The organism is bacterium (assembly GCA_020440705.1).
GTDB lineage: Bacteria > Krumholzibacteriota > Krumholzibacteriia > LZORAL124-64-63 > LZORAL124-64-63 > JAGRNP01.
In genome coordinates this window covers 1-577 of the sequence record JAGRNP010000341.1, presented here as the reverse complement: position 1 = coordinate 577, position 577 = coordinate 1, and the positions used below count along the sequence as shown (strand labels likewise).

The window sequence follows — 577 nt, the reverse complement described above, 5'->3', positions numbered from 1 at the left end:
CGTGGGCGGCCAGATGCTGGACCTGCGGGTGCAGACGCAGCCGACGCTGTACAGCGAGAGCGTCGTCATCCGCATCCTGCCGCAGGACCGCCGCGCGCCGACCATCGAGGAGCTCGGCTTCGAGCCGCAGGTCGCCGACCGCTACCGGCGCCTGCTGCAGGACCCGCAGGGCCTCATCCTCGTCGTCGGCGCGACCGGCTCCGGCAAGTCCACGACGCTCTACGCCGGCCTGCAGCTGCTCGCCAAGGACACGTCGCGCAAGGTGATCACCATCGAGGACCCGATCGAGTTCTCGCTCGATGGCGTGCAGCAGACGCAGGTCAACGCGGCCGTGGGGTTCCGCTTCGCGGAGGCGGTGCGCGCGTTCGTGCGGCAGGACCCGGACGTGATCCTGGTCGGTGAGGTCCGCGACGCCGAGACGGCGCTCGAGGCGATCCGCGCGGCGCAGACGGGGCACCTCGTGCTGGCGACGCTGCACAGCAACGACACCGTGGACGCGGTGCAGCGGCTGACCGACCTCGGCATGAACGCCAACTCGATCGCAAACGAGCTGACCGCGGTCATCGCGCAGCGGCTG

The 577-nt window shown here is 70.9% G+C and carries 1 protein-coding gene; it reads left to right on the top strand.

Going from position 1 to position 577, the window contains the following annotated elements; genetic code table 11:
- On the top strand, positions 1–577 hold a 577-nt coding region (gene tadA / locus KDM41_18700), incomplete at both ends, for a Flp pilus assembly complex ATPase component TadA (protein MCB1185454.1).